Annotated in this window: 14 protein-coding genes; 4 read left to right on the forward strand and 10 right to left on the reverse strand. The window is 48.3% G+C overall.

Annotated elements, in window-relative coordinates; translation table 11 throughout:
- Positions 1-1,245, forward strand: a complete 1,245-nt coding sequence (locus tag D0C16_RS09390; RefSeq protein ID WP_151032073.1) for a glycosyltransferase family 4 protein — start codon at positions 1-3, stop codon at positions 1,243-1,245.
- On the opposite strand, the gene D0C16_RS09395 is transcribed toward D0C16_RS09390, so the two are convergent.
- Both D0C16_RS09395 and D0C16_RS09400 read right to left on the reverse strand, forming a co-directional pair.
- Positions 1,217-2,389, reverse strand: a complete 1,173-nt coding sequence (locus D0C16_RS09395; RefSeq protein ID WP_151032074.1) for a hypothetical protein — start codon at positions 2,387-2,389, stop codon at positions 1,217-1,219. The genes D0C16_RS09390 and D0C16_RS09395 overlap by 29 nt on opposite strands.
- Positions 2,389-3,846, reverse strand: coding sequence for an undecaprenyl-phosphate glucose phosphotransferase (locus D0C16_RS09400; RefSeq protein ID WP_225318967.1), 1,458 nt, complete (start codon positions 3,844-3,846; stop codon positions 2,389-2,391). Before D0C16_RS09400 ends, D0C16_RS09395 begins: the two co-directional genes overlap by 1 nt.
- Before the next feature lie 309 nt (positions 3,847-4,155).
- Here D0C16_RS09400 and D0C16_RS09405 point away from each other — a divergent pair, with 309 nt between their 5' ends.
- Entirely contained in the window at positions 4,156-4,662 is a 507-nt protein-coding gene (locus tag D0C16_RS09405; RefSeq protein ID WP_151032076.1) for a M48 family metallopeptidase, read from the forward strand.
- 61 nt (positions 4,663-4,723) lie between these two features.
- Here D0C16_RS09405 and D0C16_RS09410 read toward each other — a convergent pair whose 3' ends face one another.
- The 7 genes from D0C16_RS09410 to minC all read right to left on the reverse strand — a co-directional run bounded on the left by D0C16_RS09410 (position 4,724) and on the right by minC (position 11,386).
- A complete protein-coding gene (locus D0C16_RS09410; protein WP_151032077.1) occupies positions 4,724-6,349 on the reverse strand; it encodes a di-heme-cytochrome C peroxidase in 1,626 nt (541 codons plus the stop codon).
- Between the two features lie 139 nt (positions 6,350-6,488).
- Positions 6,489-8,030, reverse strand: a complete 1,542-nt coding sequence (locus D0C16_RS09415; protein WP_151032078.1) for a helicase HerA-like domain-containing protein — start codon at positions 8,028-8,030, stop codon at positions 6,489-6,491.
- Positions 8,031-8,052: 22 nt separating this feature from the next.
- Entirely contained in the window at positions 8,053-8,676 is a 624-nt protein-coding gene (locus tag D0C16_RS09420) for a YceI family protein (RefSeq protein WP_151032079.1), read from the reverse strand.
- A gap of 1 nt (position 8,677) precedes the next feature.
- A complete protein-coding gene (locus D0C16_RS09425) occupies positions 8,678-9,355 on the reverse strand; it encodes a PolC-type DNA polymerase III (protein ID WP_225318968.1) in 678 nt (225 codons plus the stop codon).
- Between the two features lie 97 nt (positions 9,356-9,452).
- Positions 9,453-9,710 carry a cell division topological specificity factor MinE gene (minE, locus tag D0C16_RS09430; protein ID WP_151032081.1) on the reverse strand — a complete coding sequence of 86 codons (258 nt, stop codon included), beginning with the start codon at positions 9,708-9,710 and terminating at the stop codon, positions 9,453-9,455.
- 3 nt (positions 9,711-9,713) lie between these two features.
- Positions 9,714-10,523, reverse strand: coding sequence for a septum site-determining protein MinD (minD, locus tag D0C16_RS09435; protein WP_151032082.1), 810 nt, complete (start codon positions 10,521-10,523; stop codon positions 9,714-9,716).
- Positions 10,524-10,621: 98 nt separating this feature from the next.
- Positions 10,622-11,386 (reverse strand): septum site-determining protein MinC, encoded by a 765-nt coding sequence (minC, locus tag D0C16_RS09440; protein ID WP_151032083.1) that lies wholly within the window; start codon positions 11,384-11,386, stop codon positions 10,622-10,624.
- A 189-nt stretch (positions 11,387-11,575) separates the two neighbouring features.
- Between minC and D0C16_RS09445 the strand changes: the two genes are divergently transcribed.
- Together D0C16_RS09445 and D0C16_RS09450 are read left to right on the forward strand one after the other, a co-directional pair.
- Positions 11,576-13,249: a DUF3300 domain-containing protein gene (locus D0C16_RS09445; RefSeq protein WP_225318969.1), complete on the forward strand. Its 1,674-nt coding sequence runs from the start codon at positions 11,576-11,578 to the stop codon at positions 13,247-13,249.
- Between the two features lie 173 nt (positions 13,250-13,422).
- Positions 13,423-13,980, forward strand: a complete 558-nt coding sequence (locus D0C16_RS09450; RefSeq protein ID WP_151032086.1) for a hypothetical protein — start codon at positions 13,423-13,425, stop codon at positions 13,978-13,980.
- 61 nt (positions 13,981-14,041) lie between these two features.
- Here the strand turns inward: D0C16_RS09450 and D0C16_RS09455 are convergent, their stop codons facing one another.
- Complete coding sequence (locus D0C16_RS09455; protein ID WP_191968680.1) at positions 14,042-17,038, reverse strand: TonB-dependent receptor; 2,997 nt, start codon at positions 17,036-17,038, stop codon at positions 14,042-14,044.
- Positions 17,039-17,204: the final 166 nt, after the last annotated feature.

A 17,204-nucleotide genomic window follows, 5' to 3' on the forward strand; every position in this document is an offset into this window, starting at 1 on the left:
ATGAAGCCATTTCTGAACAAGCTTGCGCGCACTGTCTATCGGCAATTACGGGCCCACCTGTTGCATCGACTAATTCCCAAAAGTAATGCGCAGTTTCCTGAAGAAGAAAAGCCGGTCATTGAAGTTATTGGCTTCTTTCAAAGTATTTCTGGTATAGGTGAATCCGCCCGGTTATGTGCACAGCAACTAGCTGCCGATGGCTACCGGGTGAAATGTGTCAGCGTTGAAGATTGGTTTCGCAAACCCGTAGAAATTGCGTGGCACTGGCCAGCCAATGATCTGGAACGCGATTGTCAATGCCGCATTTTCCATTTGAACCCCCCCATGTTGCCAACGGCAATCTTACAAATGGGGATAAAAAAATTTCGTCAAACCTACAACATAGGTTATTGGGCTTGGGAGCTGGAAATTATCCCGCGCGAATGGGTGAATGCTCTGAATTATATGAATGCGATATTCACACCTTCAACATTCACGACTAATGTTATTCAAGGCTATACGCGTATTCCCGTTTTAACAGTTACCCACCCGGTTGCGACCGACGCACCAACTGCGGGTATCAGGGGCCGCCTGGGTATCGATGAGGATGCATTTTTAATTAGCAACATTTTTAGCTTTGGCAGTGCAATGGAGCGCAAAAATCCGCAGGCGCTGGTTCACGCTTTTACACAAGCGTTTAGCCCCGATGACCGCGCCTATCTCATACTGAAAGCAAACAGCGGAGCCGATTCTACTGAAAAACAACAATTACTGGCATTGATGTCCCTACATCCAAACATTCAACTGATCGATCAAAACTGGAGCCGCGCCGATATTTTGGGGCTACTGCACACATCGGACATCTATGCATCTTTACACCGCTCGGAGGGGTTCGGCCTTACTATCGCCGAGGCAATGCTTTTAGATACTCCCACACTCGTAACCGCCTGGTCTGGCAACATGGATTTTTGCAATCAGGACAACAGTTTTCTGGTCCCTTATCACGCGCAAGCGGTGTGTTCGGCGCACCCCGAGTTTAACGGATTGACTAATGCGCATTGGGCCGAAGCCGATGCGAATGCAGCCGCGCAATGGCTGAAAAAAATATTTCTGGATTCGGCGTTGGCGTCAAGCAAAGGAAAATTGTGCGCGCAACAAATGCGGGATTGTATTGCAGCTAATAAATATCAATTTGCGCTGGAAAAACTCGGACTATATAAGAACTCAGGAGATACACTTAAAACACCAGTGCCAATCCGCCTGTAATTAAATGGCCCTCATAATCACGCGCCACTATCGGAGAGCGTCGTTCCACCCATTGACCGACCAATCGCAGGCGAACACTATCCGACAGTTCCCACTCAAGCGCTACTGGAGTAACCGCGATATTGCGCTCAATCCGGGGCGATTCAGATTCAGGGTTATCATACTCAAACTCGGTGTAGCTGCCACTAGCGCTCCACTGTAGCTTGGTCGATAACTTCCAGCGAAAGGTAATTGAAGAGTTATTTATTTCAAGTGGAGAATCAGTTGATTCCCCGAGCGCAGGCTGATTCAAACTATAAGCAATTTCGGTCGCCAGCTTTGCAGTTGTCTGCCAGGTCCAAGTCAAACCCGCTAAAGCACCTTCGTCATCATTAGTAGCACCCTCACGCTCAAAATAACCTGCTACTCCGGTCAACTCAGAGCGCGCAGTTAACTTCCAACCTGTTTCAATTTCCCATTGGTGATAATCAAAATTCAGATCCTGCGCCAATAACGCAGGAAACTCATAGTTGCGTTCACCCGTTCGATACCGCAGACTGAGTTGAGATGTGCCGGGCGCACGATAACGCAGTTCAGCAAATAAATCCTGGTCTTCAAAGTCCAGATACTGACGGTCACTATTCGAATGGGACTGGCGTAATTGATGGGCACCAACCACCAATCCCAATCGTTGGCTTTCACCGAAAAGCAGACGGGCATTGGCATCCTCCTTCGCCACCAGATCGAGTCCGGTAAACTCCAATTGATCGACCGGCGCTTCAGTGCGCTCGATGCTAAACGCACTACCCAAACTATGACTAAAATGGCTACGCCAACTTGCGCTTCCATCCCAGGCGCTTTCGTCAAGATAATCGCGTTCCGCGTAGCGGTATTGGCTGGTAGAAACTTTGAAAGCAAATTGCTGCGCAGATACGGTTCTATTAAAACCTAACCCCACTAGCGCGCGCGCAATTTGCTCATCACTGGCTTCAGCAGTACGCGAAAAGTTGCTGTCTGCCGAATATTGAGCCCCAGCAACTATCGCGAACCCTTCCTCCGGCTGTCGGGTTTGGGCATGCAAACTACCCGCCGCGACCACACTGACAAGCCATAAAAAAGGCGCTTTACTTTTTTCGCGCTTGTCCAATTTGTACTCACCAACCATTAGTAAGCCTGCTGGCCAACAAATCCTTTAAAGATGGTTTGCCACAATATTTTTAGGTCCAGCAAAAGTGACCAGTGACGAATGTATTCCAAGTCATAAGCAATGCGGCCGGACATTTTATCCAACGTCTCTGTTTCACCGCGAAAGCCATTCACTTGCGCCAAACCGGTAATGCCCGGTTTAACTTTATGACGCAGCATATAGCCTTTAATTTGTCCGCGGTAATATTCGTTATGCGCAACAGCATGCGGGCGAGGCCCCACCAACGACATGCTGCCAGAAATCACGTTAAACAATTGCGGCAGCTCATCCAGCGACGTGCGGCGTAAAAAATTTCCAAAGGGCGTTACACGCGGATCTGATTTTTTTGCTTGGGCAACGTTAGGCCCATCTTCGCATACACTCATGGAACGGAATTTCCAGACCTTGATCGGATCGCCGCCCAATCCATAGCGAGTTTGCTTAAAAAACACAGGGCCTTTGGACGTGATTTTTACACCTGCAGCAATCACCAACATGGGAATTGAAAGCCCAAGTAGCATTAGTGATCCCAGCACAAAATCTTCCAGACGTTTGGCCCAGCCATTATCCACCAGCGGTGAATCATAAATACTCAGCGCGGGAATTCCCTGCAAGCAAGTCAGCCGCGAATGGAGAAGATCGAAATTAAAAACATCGGGAATCAAATAAGGGGATACCGTAGTATCTGCCAGCCGATCAATCACAGCATGCATGCGCAATTCTGCTCGCATCGGCAAGGTAATAAATACAATGTCCAATTTACCATCGTGAGCATCGGCATACAGTTGTTCAAGACCGCCTTTCACATCAATGTGCTGCCCCACCAAGCGACGATCAACATCATTGCTGGCTGCCCGGTCATCGTAAAAGCCCATTATTTTGTAGCCCATCCAAGGCATGCTTTGAATGGAATTGATCAGGCGCAAACCTAAGTCGTTAGCACCAACAATTGCCACCCGTCGCGGCTCCGTTGGATTGGCTCTCAGCTTGGCCAAAAAAACTCTCCGGCCAATATGCATAGCTACCATCGCGGCGGGGGTCGCCAACACCCAAAGGGCTATTGCAAAGAATCCCTCCTTGTTGGGCGAATAAGCGAGCAACGCGGCAAACATAATAAACACCGAGGTAGCGAACCAAGCCAACAATAATTGCAACGAAAGTTTCATCATGGAGTCGCCGCGCCACAAATAATAAACTTCATTCGTCTCGGCAAAAAAACCAAAGATAATTACCGCGCATAGTGCAAATGCGGTATGGAAATTACTCCACTCAAGGGAAAAAAAGTGCACTCCCACCCAAAGCAGCGCAACAATAAGCGCGCTGTCTAATGCACGGAATAATGCAAGTATTTTTGAATGATGAAAACGAATGACCGGCGGTTGACCGGATAGATGTTGGGACCCCATTGCCAAGGGAGAAACATGGTGACTATTCATTGATTACCTCCATGCGATTTACTACTGGTTAAATCCCTATCTGCATAATTCAAGCCAGAAAATAGGCAACGACTCGCGAAGGTGGTTTTCTTTGATGAAAGCTCCAAATTTACCTGTGAATGTAAAAGGGAGCGACACATTTAGCGTATGACAACGTAGACATCGCCTCACCAGAAGGCACAATCGCCCTAAGATAATGCAAAAAATGCAGCGCTCGCCCAGAAATTACAAACTCCCAGGTAGGAGAAGCAAATTCCTCTGCCTATAATGCGCGTCCCCAATTTGCGATCTATCGATTACCTACTTCCAATGAAACACCTTCAATACCTGACCGGCTATTCACCGCAAACACTGCAACAAGTGGACGTTCTTATTAATGAAGGTCGTTTAGCAGAGGTGTTGTTAAGGCGCTATCCGAATACCCATAGCATTCGTACGGATAATGCGCTCTATACCTATACCCAGACACTGAAAAGCGAATTCATGAGCAAAGCCCAACCGCTCAGCCGGGTTGCCTACGATGGAAAAATAAAGGTGATCCAGCATGCGTTAGGGCAACACCACTACATCACCCGTGTGCAAGGCAGCAAACTCAAAACCCAAAATGAAATTAAAATCGCCAGCGTCTTTCGCAATGCACCAGAAGCATTTTTAAAAATGATTGTCGTGCACGAGCTTGCCCATTTTCGTGAAAAGGAACACAACAAAGCCTTTTACCAACTGTGCTGCCATATGGAACCCAACTACCATCAGTATGAATTTGATTTGCGGTTGTATTTAACTTATCTGGATTTGTGCGGGGAGCTTTACGAGTAACCCCAAAATAGATTTTCCCATCCACTATGCACGATGTAGACATTTATTTTTTCAAACGCCACTAAAGACTTTTTATATATTCCACCAAATCCCAGCGCTGCTCATCACTCAATTGAGTGCCGTACTCATGGCCCGCGTTGGAATTACCGCGCAGGTGGGTATTAAATAGCGTGGCATTGGGAGTTTCAGTTGTCAGATACCCTACCTTAACAACATCCAATTCAATATTACCCACATAAAAAATTGCGGGGCGTTGTACGGCGGGCAATAGTAAATCGTAAATCGTCGGTACCGAGCCATTGTGGAGATAAGGCGCCGATGCCCACACGCCATTAATAGGGCGCGCTTTGTAGACGCGATCATTTTGTTGCTCCGGTTTTGGGTAGCGGGACTCACGCTCGTTAATAATTGCTTTGAGCGATTGCCAGGGCTGATTAACCAAGGCACCGGCAGCAACATGAGTCACCAAATCTATGGGCTTTGCTTCCACAGCGAGAGCATCGCCCGCAACCAGAAGTACTCGGTCGCCTTCCAACACACCCGCTTTTACGCGGCGATTTGCAAAATTATCGACTATTAACGGATCAGTACCCACATCAGCTACCGACGTTAATACCGCGCGCAACTTGCGCTTTACATCGCTCGCGTCGACATAGGTGTGGCACCGCGCGCAATGCTGTTCATACAGCGATTTACCGCGTGCTATTTTTTCTGCGTCCAATTGCCCGGCATACTCAACGGGCCATTTGGGTGCGGTTAATTTGTAAAAGCCGCTCTGCAAATCGCCCAGGTTGCTGATGCGAATGGACGAGTGATAGGTCAATTTATTTTTAGGCACAGACACAGTGCCGTACACGGCCAGCACCGTAATTGCATTTTGAAATAATGGCCCCGGTTCCTGATTAGGTGCCGATGCATTCCACTGCACTACATCGAGATGGGATGCGTCCCACAACACCGGGTAACTGGCGGGGGCATCAGGTGCGCGAGCGTTTTCCGGTAACTGTAATGCTTCTACTGCAATCGCATTAAAAATTTGGCCGAATGCATCCAGACGGCCTTTACCATAAGGAACATCGGTAGCATTCGCCGTGAAGCGCTGCTCCAACTCGGCAATACGTGTGGTCATTTGTTGTTTGAGAGAAGCGGCGGTTACTGAAGGATTTTTTTCAATTATCGACAAGAAAAAGCGCGCAAATTTTTCTGCATCCGCAACAGTAGATTTTAATGAATCCAGCACTGAGTGTTCAAAACGCGTGAAGTCAATTAATGCCTGACTACCATCGATATAAATTGTTTGTCCTTGCACACTTACCTGCCCCGTATGGCAAGCCGTGCAGGTTAAACCGAGATAATCGCCCTGCTGTTTATCGCTATCGCGCACTAGCCCAACGGGCAAACCATCTGGATTCAATTCACTGATTGCACCGGGAACAAAACCCAGGGCAGTCATATGCTCAGGGCTGCGCAATAGTTCAGTGGAGCCTGTTTGCTCCAACAGCAGAAACCAATCGTAGGGAATAAAGCGGGAGCCAAACGAGGTGTAATACATTTGCTGGCGGGTTTTATCATCCCAACCTTGCGCGAGGTAGACAGGATTAACATTTGCCGCCATGGAAATTCCACTGGCGGCAATAAGAATCAGAAAGTGAAACAAAATCAGGCCGAGCGTCGTAATTTTTTTCATGCTGTATTCCCAACATTTTCATGTCGGGCTGCACGTCCTGGCCGCAGCCTGACACTTAAATTACTTACGCCTGTTTTCTGTTCGCCTCCTTCGTGTTATTGACTATAGACAAGGATTACCAGCATACAAATTACATCACCTAACGGCGACCACCCAACAAGGAACCGAGAATGCCACGCACAATTTGACGCCCCAAATTGCTACCTATAGCACGCGCTGCGCTTTTTGCCAGCGCTTCTGCTGCAGACTCACGCCGCGCACCACCGCGCTCTGCTTGCTGTTGTGCACGCGCTTGCTCTCGCTGGATTTGTTGCTGTTGTTTTTGCTGCTCTTTGAAAATACGCTCCTGCTCTACACGCAATTGTTCCTGCACTTTTTGCTGCTGTTCTGTATGTTGTTGCTGGGTAACGCGTGCTTTCAAAACTTCATAAGCTGATTCGCGATCAATCATTTGGTTATAAATAGTTTTATACGGTGAGCGATTCATTACTTCAACTCGCTCTTCAGTCGTTAGCGGCCCAATGCGCGATGCAGGCGGTGCGATAAACACACGTTCTACCGGTGTGGGCGATCCCTTATCATCCAATACCGATACTAGCGCTTCACCAATTCCCAATTCAGTGATCACACCCTCGGTTGAAAACGCGGGATTAGGGCGGAAGGTTTGCGCAGCCACTTTTACCGCTTGCTGGTCTTTGGGCGTAAACGCGCGCAGCGCATGTTGAATACGATTGCCAAGCTGCCCAAGAACGTTATCGGGAATATCAGCCGGACTTTGTGAAATAAAATAAATACCCACGCCTTTGGAGCGAATTAAGCGCACCACCTGTTCGATTTTATCCACCAACAACTTAGGAGCACCGTTAAACAGCAAATGCGCCTCATCGAAAAAGAATACCAACTTTGGCTTATCGGCATCGCCCTGTTCTGGTAAATTTTCAAACAATTCGGAGACCAGCCAAAGAAGAAAGATGGCGTAGAGCTTTGGTTGATTCACCAGCGTGGTTGCATCCAGAATATTAATTACACCGGTACCTTCCAGGGTCGTTTGCATTAAGTGGTTTAAATCCAATGCCGGTTCACCAAAAAAGTTATCGGCACCTTCCTGGTCCAGCATCATCAATCGGCGTTGAATCGCCGCTATGCTCGCTTCGCTGATTCCACCGTATTCATCCTCCAGCGTTTTGCGTTCGTCCTTCATCCAATTGAGCATGGCCTGCAGGTCTTTTAAATCAAGCAACAACATGCCCTGGTCGTCGGCAATTTTAAAAGCCGCGTAAAGCACAGCGGTTTGCGTTTCATTCAGATCAAAAAAATTCGCCAGCAGCAAGGGGCCAAAATCCGAAATAGTGGCGCGCACCGGGTGGCCATTTTTTGCGTACAGATCCCAGAAAACACAAGGAAACACGCGCTGCTGGTAATCACTGATTTGCATTAATTGCACACGCTCATCCACTTTGGGATGTGGCTTACCCGCTTTGGCCAACCCGGAAAGATCGCCTTTAATATCCGCCATAAACACCGGCACACCGGCTTTGGCAAACCCTTCGGCCAATACCTGCAGGCTCACCGTTTTACCAGTACCCGTTGCACCGGCAATTAGTCCGTGACGATTGGCCATGCGCAAATTTAATTGCACGGTGTGCTGTCCATTACCACCAATCAAAAAACGCTCAGACATAACAACTCCTTAATAGCGAGATCTATTGTTGTTGAAATTCGGCAAATACTTCGAGATCCACCTGATCGGCAATAGCGGGCACTAAATAATCCATGCCGAAAGTAGAACGGTTGATTGATGACGTCGCACTAAAACCCAAGGTATAGGAGCCGGTGAGCATATTGTTACCGCCGCCATTGAAGTGAATTTTCAAATTGATAGGGGCAGTTACACCATGCAAGTTTAAATCACCACTAAACTCGGCGGTGTTTTCATCGATAACTTTTACACTAGTCGTTTTAAAAAATGCTTGCGGATATTTTTCAGTATCAAACCAGCTGCTACCACGCAAGGTTTCTTCCAAATCAGCATTATTAACATCGACGCTTGCAATATCGATAACCGCCGAAAGTTTCGCGGCAGCAATATTCATTGGGTCAAACTCCAGGCTGGCATCCACTTTATTAAAGCGTCCCACAAAGGTGGAGAGCCCCATGTGGTTAATTTTAAATAGTACCGCCACATGAGACGGATCCAGTTTGTAGGAACCTTTTTCCAACTGAATTAAACCGGTTTTCACTTTTGGCTTAATCAAAGTACCGCAGCTGGCGAGTAACAACACTGCCAGACATAAAATGAAAAGTTTGAATGATGGTTGTCGCTGCATTTCAGTTGGATTCCTTGGCAGTGGTTTGTAGATAAAACTTTCGTAACTGATGCTTGGGAGTTTTGGTCAAGCGATACATAAAATCAAATGTAGGTGACTCCTGCCGATGATGCTCGCGCAGTTCGCCCAACATACTTAACCATAAATGCGCAGTCACTTCCGCATCAGCTAATGCACGGTGATAAATACCTTCATTGGGCAAATCCTTATAACTAGCTAAGGTTGCCAATTGATGATTGGGAGCCAATTGAAAAATACGGCGCGCGGCTAGCAAACTGCACGCAATACCGCCGGAAAAATGTTTTTTAATCCGGCGAAATTCCGCACGCAGAAAGCGCTCATCAAAACTGGCATTGTGTGCAACCAGATTATGCCCGGCAATAAATTCATAGAATTCACCCATCACATCCGCATTCTTGCGCGCGCCTTTTACCATGGCGTTGGTGATGCCAGTGAGGTTTTCGATAAATAGTGGGATACGTATACCCGGGTTCATTAGTTGCTGGAAGCGATCAGTAATCCGCCCGTTTTCAATCAGCACCGCCCCTATTTCAATGGCCCTATCGCCCATATCTGGCGAAAGCCCCGTGGTTTCGAAATCGAATACCACCAAGTGATCCGCAGGCTTATGCTGCACATGAATGTCCATCAACCCATTAAACTCTGTAATTTCAGCCACGACTCTTACAGTTGAATAAAAAAGGGACGCACCAGGCGGTGCATCCCTTTTTTGCTACTGCAATGTTTATTACTCAAGCATCCGGCGATCACACCGATTAATCCGGCAGAGTAATATTCAACTCCAACACCGAACAGTTATCAGAGTTGTCGAGATTAACTGAAACCTGATCCGATTCAATGTGAATGTACTTACGAATCACCGCGATAATTTCCTGTTGCATTTGCGGCAGAAAATCCGGCTGACTCAGATTGCGTTTATTGCGCTCGTGCGCAACGATAATTTGCAAGCGCTCCTTGGCCACCGAGGCCGAGGAAGGCGCGCGCTTTTTGATTAAAAAATCCAGAATGCTCACGCTTTACACCCCCAACAAACGTTTGAGGAAACTTTTCTTTTCCGCTTCCAGGAAGCGGTGAGGAATATCTTTGCCGAGCAGACGATCTACCGCATCGTTATACGCCTGGCCTGCAGTGGTTGCTTCATCCAGAATCACCGGAGCACCCTGGTTAGACGCTTTCAGTACCGCTTCTGATTCAGGAATTACCCCTAGCAATGGAATTGCCAGAATTTCTTCCACATCGTTCACGCTCAACATTTCACCCGCGTCTACGCGCGTCGGGTTGTAACGAGTCAACAACAAATGCTCTTTGATCGGCTCCAGGTTTTGCTCAGCGCGACGCGACTTGCTTTGCAGAATACCGAGGATACGATCCGAGTCGCGCACCGAAGATACTTCCGGGTTGGTCACTACAATGGCGATGTCAGCAAAGTACAAAGCCATCAATGCGCCCTGCTCGATACCCGCAGGTGAATCACACACTATGTAATCAAAATCTTTAGAAAGTTCATTGATAACATTTTCTACACCATCGCGGGTCAATGCATCTTTATCGCGAGTTTGTGATGCAGGCAATACATACAAACCTTCAGTGCGTTTGTCTTTGATCATCGCCTGGTTCAGGGTGGCTTCGCCTTTAATTACGTTTACGAAATCGTAAACCACACGGCGCTCGCAGCCCATGATCAAATCCAGGTTACGCAGGCCCACGTCAAAATCGATAACCACTGTTTTGTGACCGCGCATGGCCAAACCGGTGCTGATCGCTGCGCTTGAAGTGGTTTTACCAACACCGCCTTTACCGGAAGTGACAACAATAATCTTGGCCAAGGGAGGGCTCCTTTAAATAGCAAATTTTTTAATGACATGAGTTTGCAATACAACAACATTATTCTGCGGTACTGCTTGATCGTCGATCTGACAATCGATTAATTACTTACTAAGGCTTCCACCACCACTTTTTCACCTTGCAGGGAAATTTGTGTTGGTTTTTTCAATAATTCTTTGGGCAGAGAATCCTGCAGTACAAAGTTGCCCGCGACAGATACCAACTCCGCTTCCAGCTGCTGGCAAAAAATACGCGCAGTTTCATCGCCGCGCACTCCAGCAAGCGCTCTGCCACGCAGGGTGCCGTAGACATGGATATGGCCATCGGCCAGTACTTCAGCACCTTCGCTTACTTGTGCCAGCACAATCAAATCCGCTCCTTCAGCGTAGATTTGCTGACCGGACCGTACCGGGCGGGTAATCACCTTGCTCTGGCGCTGGACAATTCGCTCTTCAACAACAACCCGCTCTTCAATCACGGTTTCTACAACGGTTTCAACCACCCTCTCAACACTGGGGGCTGCCTCTTGTTTTGGCAACTTGAGCGCACGTTCGTTCGGGGTCGGTAGTACCGCTAAACCGGTCTTGTTGACTGGCGCTAACAATACCTCAGGTACGCCGCTAAAACCTAGTGGTTGTAAATCCAGTTCGCGGCAAATTGTCAGCAAATCCCCTACTTTTTTCAGGGCTTCGGGGTTCTCCAGACGATCCAGATTGATTAGCACTGGGGAGTTCACAAAGAACTGGGGCGCCTGGGCAATTTTTTCTTTCAGCTCATCCACCAGACTTTTGGGTTCGTAGCGGATAATGGCCAGCACAACTACCGTAATAGCGCTGCCTTTCAACTGAAAATTGACGTCAATCATTCGTAATTCCCGGGTTATAGGTCGATTTGGGAGGAAGTGCGCCATTATCGGGGCGGCTCCCGATTAGTCAAGCAAGATGGAATTGGCAAAATCCGTCGAGGATAGAATCAGTTCAGCCAGCATTAAGCGCCCGGCGCCTATATATAGATCAAACTAACACCCAACACGCGCACAGCGAGCGAGAAGATCATGAGCCAGTTACTGCAACGCCCCGGCAAACTTGCGTTAACCATCGGCCTGTTATTACCCCTGATGGTTGGCTGCACTACGACCCAGGCGGTAGATCGACCCAGTTATAGCACTACTGCAGCTCAAGCCAGCTTTAGTGACGCGCAACTGGACTCGCTGCTTGCGCCCATCGCGCTCTACCCGGATACCGTTCTATCCCACGTTCTAATTGCGTCTACTTATCCACTGGAAGTGGTCGAAGCCGACCGTTGGGCGCGCAACAATACCCGCTACAAAGGCGATGAAGCAGTCAACGCGGTAGAAAACCGCGATTGGGACCCTAGTGTGAAGGCGCTGGTTGCTTTCCCCGAGGTATTGCGTCGCATGAGCGAAGATCTGGAGTGGACCCAACAGTTGGGCGATGCCTTCCTCGCCGATGAAGAGGGCGTGATGGACAGCGTGCAAAAGCTGCGCAACCGCGCCTATGCCTCCGGCCACCTGGATAAAGTTGAGCAGGTGCGTGTGATTCGCGAAGAAAAAACCATTGTGATCGAGCCCAGCGTTGAGCGAGTTGTTTACGTACCCGCCTACGATACCCGCGTGGTTTACGGCAACTGGTGGTGGCCAGACTATCCGCCCGTGTACTGGCATTACCCCAGCAGCTACGTATTTGTGTCCGGCTTCTACTGGGGGCCACGTGTTTATATCGGCCCGCGCTTCTATTTTAGTGGCTGTCACTGGCGCGATCGCCGTGTCTACGTGGTCGATCATCACCATCACCACGGTCATCGTTTTTACGATAGTCGCAGCGTAGTTCGCCACGTAGATGCCACTCGCTGGAACCACAATCCAGTGCACAGACGCGGCGTTGCCTACTACGACAACCACACCCGCGAACGTTTTAATAGCCCGCGCGAAAGTTTCCGTGATTCGCAATCCTACCGCGCTAACTTACGAGGCGACAATGTTCGTGGAGATAATGTTCGTGGCGATGCAGGCCATAGAGAAAATGCGCGTGGCAATGACCGCACCCAGTGGCGTAGTGAAGATCGGGCCAACCGCACCAATCCCAATATCGCTCCCAACCAGGCGCGCGACCAACGCCAGAATCGCTCTGATGAATTCCAACAGCGCCTGGAGCGTCGCCAGGCTGGTCAGATAACTACGCCCAGCAATCGCATTACCGGTACTGAGCGGGCACAACCGCGCGCGGATCAATTGCGTGAACGGATGAACAATCGCACTGAGCGCCGTAATGAAAGCACTAACAATGAACGAATGAACAACACAGAAAATCGCACGCAGGAGCGCCAATCAAGCAATCAAGAAAGCCATCTCCAGGAGCGTTTGAACAGAGACAGAATTGAGCGCACCCAAACTCCACGTGCGGATAGATTCCAGCAGGAACGCCCACAAATCCAGCGCGAGGAACGCCAGATACAACGTATTGAGCGTCCCAATGCATCCGTACAAAGAACTGAACAACCACGTATTGAGCGTAGCGAACAGCCCAGATTCGAACGTAGCGAACAGCCCAGAATTGAACGCACTGAACAACCAAGAATTGAGCGCAGTGAGCAACCGCGTTTTGAGCCGCGTGCCGAGCGCGTTGAAAGATTTCGCGATAACGGTGGCGCTCGTGAGAGCCGCCAATCCAATGATCGCAGCGAAATTCGCGGCGGCCGCGAACGCTAAATCACTGGTTAACTTATACACACCGGCGGGCAAAACCTGCCGGTGCTACAACAGAATATTCTGAAACCGCGCACAAAAGCCCCTGTATTCTAAACATCGCTGCTTTTATACTATTGCAACAAACCTGCGCCACACTTATCTCAAACCTAGCTACCCAGAGTTCGTATTAACCTATGCAGAACACCGCACCGATCTTTCGTTTGCTGGCATTACTTGCGTTAACCTCCAGCTTATTTGCCTGTAGCACCCAAAAAATGGCACGTGACGAAAACTGGCCGGCAACCATGCCCCCACGCGCCTACTTTGTGAAAGCCTTTGAGGCCGATGAGGTTAATAAAAAAATCCAGACTCAACAGGAATACATGACCTGGATTGTGCGCTTTTACAATGGCTGGGAGCTATACGGACGCGGTTGGACCAAGATGACCAATGAGCTACTTAGTCAAATTGAAAGTCCAAGCGAAGCCAAAGAAATTAAAGATAAAGTAGATCGTATTGGCCGTCAGGTATCCGCAGAATGGGCCAAAAAATCGGACACCCGTACCATTTATTTGCGCCACGTATCCATCTGGGGAAATGCATTGCTGGAATCGTTGGATCGGGATCAAGCCTTACAGCTGGTTACCAAAGTGAATCAGGATGTTGATGACCTACTCGCGCATAAAATAAAACCCGCAGTTATTACCGCTGAGCGTTACTTTCCCGCCGATGAAGATGACCCGTTTTTGTAACTACAAAACAACAGATAAAAAAATCCCCGGAAATCCGGGGATTTTTTTGCTTTGAAGTTCCTTACCAATTCCAGTTAACACCCAGTTTGATCGTCATAGGTGGACCAGCAAACGTGCCGTTAGGTTGTGCGAAATTGGCTGGCAAGCCTTCGCCCGCACCACCAAACCAATCTTGATAGCCACCGTGGTTTACGGCATTGGTCAAATTGAGCACGTCCAGACGCAAATTCAAAGTACTGCCATCAGCAATTGAATTCGTCGGGATTTGTTTGCTAAACGCGATATCTAACTGTTTATAACCAATAAAGCCATCGCTCTCGGGTTTGAAAGTGTTGTATTTACAGGCGTTCCAACCCGCGCGGCAATCGGTTCCCATATAAGTTTTTACACTTTCCAGATTTAATTTCGCCGAAAAATCCACGCCGCCCGGCAAATCAAACAACGCAGCAATCACCAAACGATGCTCAGGTACCGAGACAGAATCGAACCATGTGTAATCATCCATACTCGGGTAATCCAACGCGAATACTTCGCCGGCTTTACGATTCTCCTGCGCGTCGGTATAGGTATAGGCAATGGTCATTCCCCAAAAATCATCCGCTTTGGGCTTATCGAGTTTGATATAGAGTGAATCCGCTTCGGATTCCAAACCATTCATTCCAATCAAGCCGTTACTGTAGCCGGGAATACCGAACCCCCAGGGCTGCCCCCAACTGGCACCCGACTCAAAAAAGCTACCATCCGGGCGGCGATTTAGCAGCATCCACACAAACCCGTCGTGGCTTTTTATGTGCGATAAACTGATTTCAGAATCCCAATCCCCCAAGGTACCACGCAACCCCAAGCTGAATTGATCCGAGTAAGGCGTTTTTAAATCATTGTTCACCATAAAGACTTCGCGACCACCGCCCGTATTGGAGTAAAGCAATTCCTCCAATCCTTCACGCGTTAAATATTTTGGATTCCAGGCGACGCAATTGGACTCTACAGCAGGATCACAATTGTGTTGTGGATCTTCCGAATCAAAATTTATGCTGTAAGTTGGGAAGGTGGCTTTGGTTCTCTCCAATTGCAAATTATCAAACAAGTTGCGGTCATAGGCGCGCCCCGCCCCACCGAATGCAACCAGGTTGTAGTCACTGCCTATGTCATAGCTAAAACCCACACGCGGTTGCCATGCGCCAGTAAAGCTATCGCGGTTACGACCTGTACTAATGTAATCGTCGATATTGATATTGGAGTTTTTCAGATTCGGCCAATTGCGCAGTGCAGTCACTACCGCATCCGGCGTTTGATAATCCAGATAGGAATCCGATTTTTCATAATCCCAACGCACACCGGCATTAATCGTTAAACGCTCAGTCGCGCTCCAGTCATCCTGAATGTAAATACCAATTTGTTGATTGTCGCTCTGCGCGGTGCCATCGCCAATATTGGCCAGAGGTGCACCCCATTCAACGCGATAGGGTTGTGTCCAGGAATAATCGATATTGTATTTATACTGCGGGTTATAGGGCTGCTGCTCCGCCGACGATAATTCAATTGCTTTGTATTTAAAGCCGGTTTTAATTTGATGGTCGTCCAGTGAAAGATAGGTGAAATCCTCCTGCAAACCCCAGCCCGATTGACTTTTCTTTTGAAAATCCCGCCCTGCTCCAGTATTCAATACCGTGCGATCTGCCGCGTTTAATAAAATAGTTCCGTTACCCAACGTATGTGGGCGCGGATTAAAGGTGTAATCCTCGTAGGTAAAACGAAAATCATTGACCCAATTTTCAGTACGCCAGTTGTGGCTGAGCACCCAGCGACTTTCTTCATTATTTTTATCGGTGCCAAAATCCAATACATTCTGACCGCCAATACCGGTCAATTCAGTTTCATCGCGATACTTGGCCGTGAGTTCAATTTTTTGCTCATCGTTAACGACATAACTCAACTTACCGAAAATTAAATCCTCTTCAAAATCGGCAGCAACTCCACCCAATTGCGCACGAATTCCCTCAGGCAATTTATTGGCATCGTAACCTGAGCCGACAATAACCTCGCGCGGGTCACTATTGCTTTTACCTTCATAGGCGAGGAAAAAATGCAGCGTATCCTGAATAATTGGACCCCCAACATTAGCGCCGTATTGGATTTGCTGACTGGGTACTTTTTTATGGGCATTAAGCTCATTGGGATTTTTCTCGCGCATACCTTCATCAGAGTAATCGTAAAAAAATCCACCCTTGAATTCATTGGTACCGGATGCAGTCACGGCAACAATCGCCGCGCTGCTTAATTGATCATATTCTGCTGAATAGTTTTGGGTGATCACCTTGTATTCGGAAATAGCCGACTGCGGAAAGGGCGTGCCACGGCTCGCATCCTGCCCGCTAATACCACCGCGTAGCACATAATTTTTTTGCCCTACGCCATCGATAAAAACATTGATGGCGTTGGGGCTTTGCGCACCGCCCTGAATACTGGTACTGCCATCCTGCCCTTCATTAAATTGCACACCGGGCGCGAGGTCGGCAAACGCCAAAAAATTGCGCGTGGTTTGCGGCAGGGCTTCAATTTGCTCAAGGGTAATATTGGTACCCACCTCACCGCCCACGTTGTAATTCACTTGAGTTCCCAGCACTAACAGCTCCTCTACTGGCTGCTCAGGATTTTGTTGTTCAAGGTCGATATTTAAATTTACTTTTTGACCCACACGCAGATTAATTGGCTGCTGCCCCTGCAAACTTTTACCCGCAACTTCCAGGCGATACTCTCCGGGTGCCAAACCAGTAATTACATAGCTACCATCGGCTTTGGTTGTGGTTTTTGCACTGTAGCCATTAGCGGTATTTACCAGTGTGACCGAGGTACCTGCCAATGGTTGGTCGCGTGTTTCAATCACACCACCCAAACTGGCGCTGCCTATTTGCGCCACGGCAGAATCAGCAAAACCGGTGGCACAACAAAACCCAATCAACGTGGCCAGAATATTTTTGCGAGACGGAGCCAATCGGGAAGAAAAAAAATGAGATGAAGAGTTAGAGCGAGATGAACTAACAGGGTGCGCGTGCATAAGCATTTCCTTTTCTTAATTATTGGAAGAAGTCGATTTTCTTAACCACTCAATCGACTGGCCTAAGCCTTCACACAGTGTAGATCAGAAACACAAAACTGCTGATTTAGGTGCATAAAAAAGCCCATACTGCGATGGGCTATTTGTTTTTCACTGATTTTTTAAG

Source organism: Cellvibrio sp. KY-GH-1, assembly GCF_008806975.1.
Taxonomy (GTDB): domain Bacteria; phylum Pseudomonadota; class Gammaproteobacteria; order Pseudomonadales; family Cellvibrionaceae; genus Cellvibrio.

What these genes read in the sequence shown, in the direction of transcription:
- D0C16_RS09390 (WP_151032073.1), top strand. Translation starts at nt 1, where the DNA reads ATGAAGCCATTTCTGAACAAGCTTGCGCGCACTGTCTATCGGCAATTA.
- D0C16_RS09395 (WP_151032074.1), bottom strand. Translation starts at nt 2,389, where the DNA reads ATGGTTGGTGAGTACAAATTGGACAAGCGCGAAAAAAGTAAAGCGCCT.
- D0C16_RS09400 (WP_225318967.1), bottom strand. Translation starts at nt 3,846, where the DNA reads ATGAATAGTCACCATGTTTCTCCCTTGGCAATGGGGTCCCAACATCTA.
- D0C16_RS09405 (WP_151032076.1), top strand. Translation starts at nt 4,156, where the DNA reads ATGAAACACCTTCAATACCTGACCGGCTATTCACCGCAAACACTGCAA.
- D0C16_RS09410 (WP_151032077.1), bottom strand. Translation starts at nt 6,349, where the DNA reads ATGAAAAAAATTACGACGCTCGGCCTGATTTTGTTTCACTTTCTGATT.
- D0C16_RS09415 (WP_151032078.1), bottom strand. Translation starts at nt 8,030, where the DNA reads ATGTCTGAGCGTTTTTTGATTGGTGGTAATGGACAGCACACCGTGCAA.
- D0C16_RS09420 (WP_151032079.1), bottom strand. Translation starts at nt 8,676, where the DNA reads ATGCAGCGACAACCATCATTCAAACTTTTCATTTTATGTCTGGCAGTG.
- minC (WP_151032083.1), bottom strand. Translation starts at nt 11,386, where the DNA reads ATGATTGACGTCAATTTTCAGTTGAAAGGCAGCGCTATTACGGTAGTT.
- D0C16_RS09445 (WP_225318969.1), top strand. Translation starts at nt 11,576, where the DNA reads ATGAGCCAGTTACTGCAACGCCCCGGCAAACTTGCGTTAACCATCGGC.
- D0C16_RS09450 (WP_151032086.1), top strand. Translation starts at nt 13,423, where the DNA reads ATGCAGAACACCGCACCGATCTTTCGTTTGCTGGCATTACTTGCGTTA.
- D0C16_RS09455 (WP_191968680.1), bottom strand. Translation starts at nt 17,038, where the DNA reads ATGCACGCGCACCCTGTTAGTTCATCTCGCTCTAACTCTTCATCTCAT.